This is a genomic window from Mesorhizobium sp. M4A.F.Ca.ET.090.04.2.1 (assembly GCF_003999085.1).
In the GTDB taxonomy this organism is placed as follows: domain Bacteria; phylum Pseudomonadota; class Alphaproteobacteria; order Rhizobiales; family Rhizobiaceae; genus Mesorhizobium.
In genome coordinates, this window is sequence record NZ_RZOT01000384.1 from 1 (window position 1) to 5,916 (window position 5,916).

5 protein-coding genes are annotated in these 5,916 nt (G+C 66.0%); all 5 read right to left on the bottom strand.

The window, feature by feature from the left end:
• On the bottom strand, positions 1-691 hold a 691-nt coding region (locus EN781_RS23385), incomplete at its 3' end, for an MFS transporter (RefSeq protein ID WP_145965592.1).
• Positions 692-707: 16 nt separating this feature from the next.
• Positions 708-1,439, bottom strand: a complete 732-nt coding sequence (locus EN781_RS23390) for an NUDIX hydrolase (RefSeq protein WP_245455455.1) — start codon at positions 1,437-1,439, stop codon at positions 708-710.
• Between the two features lie 180 nt (positions 1,440-1,619).
• A complete protein-coding gene (locus EN781_RS23395; RefSeq protein WP_126054301.1) occupies positions 1,620-2,072 on the bottom strand; it encodes a DUF983 domain-containing protein in 453 nt (150 codons plus the stop codon).
• Positions 2,072-4,378, bottom strand: a complete 2,307-nt coding sequence (gene rnr / locus EN781_RS23400; protein ID WP_126054302.1) for a ribonuclease R — start codon at positions 4,376-4,378, stop codon at positions 2,072-2,074. Before rnr ends, EN781_RS23395 begins: the two co-directional genes overlap by 1 nt.
• Positions 4,379-4,383: 5 nt before the next feature.
• A partial coding sequence (locus EN781_RS23405; protein ID WP_189347765.1) for a DNA topoisomerase occupies positions 4,384-5,916 on the bottom strand: 1,533 nt, incomplete at its 5' end.

Consider the following 5,916-nt stretch of genomic DNA (forward strand, 5'->3'; position numbering starts at 1 on the left):
GCGCAAAACCGCCCGTCTCGACGGCGCCGAACACCAGCACCGCGAAGGTCGCGGTCGGCACCAGCCAGATGTAGCGGAGAAAGTGGCTGGTCTCGCTGTCGGCGACGATCGTCGGGCTCTCGTCGCGCGCCGCCAGCACCGGAATGGCGGCCAGCGTCACCAGGCCTATGGTCACGCCGAAGGGCAGGAAGCCGGCACTGCCGAGATGGGCAAACAGCCATGGCCCGGCGGCGAAGCCGAGCGACAGCACGGTCGCGTAGATGCCGAGCACCAGGCCCCGCCGGTGCGGCGGCGCCGACGTGCTGATCCAGAACTCGGACAGGATGAACAGCACCGTCAACGAGATATGCAGCACGACGCGGAGCGGAAACCACATCCAGAAATCCGGCGCGAAATGGAAGCCGACGAAGGCAAGCGCGCCGGCGGCAATCATCAGCAGCATCGTCCAGGCGACACCGAGGCGCATGGCGAGCGGGGTGGCGAGCGGCGCTCCGGCGATCGAGGCAAGGCCGGCGACGGCGGTGTTGAGGCCGATCATCGAGGCCGAATGACCACGCGTTTCCAGGATGACGCTGAGCAGCGGCATACCGAGGCCGATGGCGATGCCGACGACGCTGATCGAGGAGATGGCAGCGATCATCGGTAGCCAGTGTACGCGTTCCTCGCCCTGTTGTTGGGTATCGACCGTCATGGGATGCCTGAATAGCCTAGAGGATTTCGCGGGTGAAGCGGTTGCGGACACGCCGGTAGAGAGGCACCGAGCCGCCCGGATGCAGCAGCGGATCATCGGTGAGCCGCTTTGCCAGCTCGTCCAGGATCATCCCGGTGATGTCGGGGATATCGGCCTGCCTGGCCTTGGCGAGCGGCAGCCAGACCAGTTCCTCCAGCTCGTTGGTCGGGCCGCCATCAGCCAGTTCAACCGCGACGTCGCCGCGCCAGGCGCTGAAGAAGCGCGTGTCGAAGCGACGCACCCGGTTCGGCGGCGTGATCGCGCGGGCGATGAAGCGCAGCGCATCCAGCGAGGGTACGACGCCATGTTCGGCAAAGCCCTGCCAGTCGCGCCTGGTGGTGGTGAAGGCGCCTTTGCGGCCGATGAGCAGGCCGGCTTCCTCATAGGTCTCGCGAATCGCCGAAAGCGCGATGGCACGGGCGCGGGCCACGCTGGTGCGGCCGAGGCCAGCGGTCAGGTTCGCTTCTTCCTGGGGGTGGAGGGCTGCGGCGACAGCAATGCGGCTGTCGGCCGGATCGGTGCGGCCGCCCGGAAAGACGAACTTGCCGGGCATAAAGGCGTGGCCGGCATGGCGGCGGCCCATCAGCACCAGGACCTCGTCGCCCTTGCGGTCGAGCAGGATCAATGTCGCGGCATCGCGCGGACGCAACGGCTTTGCGGCAGGCGCGGCAACGCTCGGCTCAAGCTTGTCGACATTCGCTTTGGTCATTCCGTCCCCGAGCTGATGCATGTCGCCCAAACGCCGTGTCTGTCTTGGGGATGATGACATGCATGAAAGCAAAGATCTGAAGCGCGTCGCGTGATCCCGTTCATATGCGAGGCGCTTTAGCGGAAACTTCCCGCATGCGAAAGTGGCGTTCAGCCGTCGCCGATTGCGCCAGCCGCGGCTTCAAGCCTCGGGATGGTGCTCGATGACGTCTTCTTCGCCGCCGAAGCCGTGCATATAGAGGGCCCATTGCAGGCCGATGACGGCGCCCTTGACCGGCTGTAGCAGCACGACCGCCAGAAGGATGGTCAGCGGCACCCAGATGAGGATGTGCTGCCAGGTGGAGAGCGTGGAGGTCGCCTCGACGCCCATGAAGGCGCCAAGCACGATATGGCCGACGATGACAACCACCAGATAGGCAGGCAGGTCGTCGGCGCGGTGATGGTAAAGTTCTTCGCCGCAATGATCACATCTGTCGACGGTCTTGACATAGGCGCGGAACAGCTTGCCCTCGCCGCAATGCGGGCAGCGGCCGAGCAGGCCCCGCTTCATCGCCGTCCACAGCGGGCGGGCGGTCCGGCCCGAATGGTGCTCGCCGCCGAAAACCTGGTCTTCCATCTGCAATTGCCTTGCCATCACCGTCTCCTGCCGCGCGGGCCCGAGCGCGATTGCGACGCGCGGGCGCGGCCCTTGGCTTTGTGGAACGACCGCTTGGAGCCGGGCAGCGGCTTCGGGTCGGTCAGCATTTCGAAACGCATCGCGCCGGCCATAGGCGCCACCTCGATCAGGCGAACCTCGACGCGGTCGGCAAGCTGATAGCCCTTGCCGGTGCGTTCTCCGAAAAGCGATCGGGCAGTTTCGTCGTATATATAGTAATCGCCGTCCAGACTTGACACCGGGATGAAACCATCCGCGCCGAACTGCGGCAATTGGACAAATAGTCCCGCTTTGGTGACGCCGGAGATGCGCGCGTCGAAACGCTCGTCGATGCGCTCGGCGAGATAGGCGGCGACCAGCCGGTCGACCGTGTCGCGCTCCGCCGCCATGGCGCGGCGCTCGGTGGCGGAGATCAGCGCCGAGACCTCCTCCAGACGCTCGGCTTCCTGCTGGGTGAGACCGCCCGGGCCGAGGTTCAGCGCGGCGATCAACCCGCGATGCACGATAAGGTCGGCATAGCGGCGGATCGGCGAGGTGAAATGCGCGTAGCGTTTCAAATTGAGGCCGAAATGGCCGATGTTCTTCGGCGAATACTCGGCCTGGCTCTGTGAACGCAGCACCACTTCGTTGACCAGCGCCTCATTGTCGGCGCCGCGCACGCGCTCGAGGATGCCGTTGAACTGGTTCGGCCGCATCTGCGCGCCGCGCGCCAGCGACAGGCCGAGCGTCTGCAGAAATTCGCGCAGCGATTCCTGCTTGGCGAGTGAAGGCGCGTCGTGGATGCGGTAGACCAGAGACTCCTTCTTCGCCTCCAGCGTTTCGGCGGCCGCGACATTGGCCTGGATCATGAACTCCTCGATCAGCTTGTGGGCATCGAGTCGATCCGGCACGACGACGCGGTCGACCGTGCCGTCCTCTTTGAGCAGGATCTTGCGCTCGGGCAGGTCGAGCTCGAGCGGCTGGCGGCCGTCACGGCCGCGCTTCAGCACCGCATAGGCATCCCATAGCGGCTTCAGCACCGTCGCGAGAATCGGCCCGGTCTTGTCGTCCGGCATGCCGTCTATGGCCGCCTGCGCCTGCGTATAGGCGAGCTTGGCCGCCGACTTCATCATGATCCGGTGGAAGGAGTGGCGAAGCTTGCGACCGTCGGCGGAGAAGGTCATGCGCACGGCGAGCCCCGGCCGGTCCTGGCCTTCGCGCAGCGAACAGAGGTCGTTGGAGATGCGCTCCGGCAGCATCGGCACGACGCGATCCGGGAAATAGACCGAATTGCCGCGCTTCAGAGCCTCGCGATCGAGCGCGCTGCCGTAGCGGACGTAGGCCGCGACATCGGCGATCGCCACCGTGACCAGCACGCCGCCGGAGTTCTTCTCGTCCGGGTCAGGCGTCGCGAACACCGCGTCGTCATGGTCCTTGGCGTCGGCCGGATCGATGGTGATCAGCGGCAGGTCGCGCCAGTCCTCGCGGCCGGCAAGCGTCGCGGGCTTCACCGCCTCGGCTTCGGCGAAGACGTCGGCCGGGAAGATGTGCGGGATGTCATGCGCGTGGATGGCGATCATCGAGACCGCCTTCTCGCTGGTCAGCGAGCCCAGAACGTTGAGCACCTTGGCCCTCGGCAGCCCGTAGCGGGAGGCGCGCGCGGGCTCGACCTCCACCAGGTCGCCGTTCCTGGCGCCGTTCTGGAATTCCTTGTCGACGATCAGTTCGGGCTGGCGCCGCTCCACCGGCTCGATGCGGAACGTGCCGTCCTTCAGAACGCGAAAGACGCCGAGCAGGGCATCGCTGCGCCTCTCGAAGATCTTCATCACCCGCCCGGTGTAGGCAGGGCCGGATGGATCGTCGGTCGGGAAGGTCTTGGCGAGCACCCGGTCGCCTATGCCCGGCGTGGGGCCGCTGCTTCCGCGCGAAACGCGGATGGAGACGACCGGCGGCGAGCCGGTGCCGCTATACTCGCTCGGATGCGCCAGGAGCACGCCATCGCTGTCGCGGCCAAATATGTCGAGCACGGAGACATGGGGCAGGGCGCCCGAGCGGGCGAGCCGCTTGCGTTCCCTAGTCAGCAGGCCCTCGTCCTGCAGGTCGCGCAACAGATCCTTCAGCCAGATGCGGTCCTCGCCGCGCAGCGCGAACGCCTTGGCGATTTCGCGCTTGCCGGAACGGTCCGGGTTCTCCGCGATGTAGCGCAGGATTTCGTCGCGCGACGGACGGTAGTCGTCCCGGACCTTGGCCCTCGTGTCGGCGGTACGCGGATCGCCGTGGCTTCGTCCGGAGATCCTGCGCGCCACGCCTGCTATCCCTTTTTCGCCGCCTTGCGGAACGGCTTCTTGCCGCCACCGCCCTTGGCCTCTTTTTCGGCGATCAGCGCCAGCGCGTCCTCAACCGTCACCGACTGTGGATCCTTGCCCTTGGGCAGCGTTGCATTGACCTTGCCGTAGTTGACATAGGGCCCGTATTTGCCGTCGCGCACGACGATCTTGCCGCCGCCGTCGGGGTGGTCGCCGAGGTCCTTGATCGCCGCGGGCGTGGCGCCATTGCGGCCGCCCTTGCCCTTCAGCTGCTTCTCCGCGATCACCGACACGGCACGGTTGAGGCCGATCGAGAACACGTCCTCGATGCTGTCGAGATTGGCATAGGTGCCGTCGTGCAGCACGAAGGGGCCGTAGCGCCCGAGGCCAGCAGAGATCATCTTGCCGGATTCCGGGTGCTTGCCGACGTCGCGCGGCAGCGCCAGCAGCGCCAGCGCCTTCTCATGGTCGATCTGCTCGGCCGTCCAGCCCTTGGGCAGGCTGGAGCGCTTGGCCTCCTTGCCTTCTCCGCGCTGGATATAGGGGCCGAAGCGGCCGCTGCGCAGCGTGATTTCCTCGGCTGTGTAGGGGTCCTTGCCGAGCAGCCTTGTACCATCCTCGCCATTGCCGTTCTCGCCATTGGGATTGGCGGCGTCGCCGAGCTGGCGGGTGAAGGAGCATTCGGGATAGTTCGAGCAGCCGACAAAGGCGCCGAACTTGCCAAGCTTCAGCGACAGGTTGCCGGTGCCGCATTTCGGGCAGATGCGCGGATTCGAGCCGTCCTCCCGCGCAGGAAACACCAGCGGCGCCAGTTCGTCGTTGAGCGCATCGAGCACGTCGGTGACGCGCAGTTCCTTGATGTCGTCGACTGCGCCGGAAAAATCCTTCCAGAAATCGCGCAGCACGTCCTTCCAGGCGAGCTTGCCGTCGGAAATCTCGTCGAGCTTTTCCTCAAGCGAAGCGGTGAAATCATATTCGACATAGCGCTCGAAGAAGCTTTCGAGGAAGGCCGACAGCAGACGGCCCTTGGCCTGCGGCACCAGCTTGCGGCGGTCGATGGTGACGTAGTCGCGATCTTCCAGCGTCTTCAGGATCGCCGTGTAGGTCGACGGGCGGCCAATGCCGAGCTCTTCCAGCTTCTTGATCAGCGATGCTTCGGAATAGCGCGGCGGCGGCTCGGTGGTGTGCTGGGTGGCGTTGATCGCCTGGCGGGCAAGCAGCTCGCCGGCGCGGATCTCGGGCAGGCGGCGGCTTTCCTCGTCCTCCGCATCCTCGTCCTTCTGGTCGGTATAGGCGGCGATGAAGCCGTCGAAGCGAACGACCGAACCGACGGCGCGAAGCTCGGCGGTGCGGGCGCCGTTGACCGCCTCGATCTCGACCGTGGTGCGCTCGATCTCGGCCGGCTGCATCTGGCTGGCGATGGCGCGCTTCCAGATCAGTTCGTACAGCCGGGCCTGGTCGGCATCGAGATATTGCCGCACAGATGCCGGCGTGCGCTTGAAATCGGTTGGGCGGATCGCTTCGTGCGCTTCCTGGGC

Excerpts from the sequence above, each read along its gene's own strand:
- EN781_RS23390 (WP_245455455.1), bottom strand. The coding sequence starts at position 1,439 with ATGACCAAAGCGAATGTCGACAAGCTTGAGCCGAGCGTTGCCGCGCCT.
- EN781_RS23395 (WP_126054301.1), bottom strand. The coding sequence starts at position 2,072 with ATGGCAAGGCAATTGCAGATGGAAGACCAGGTTTTCGGCGGCGAGCAC.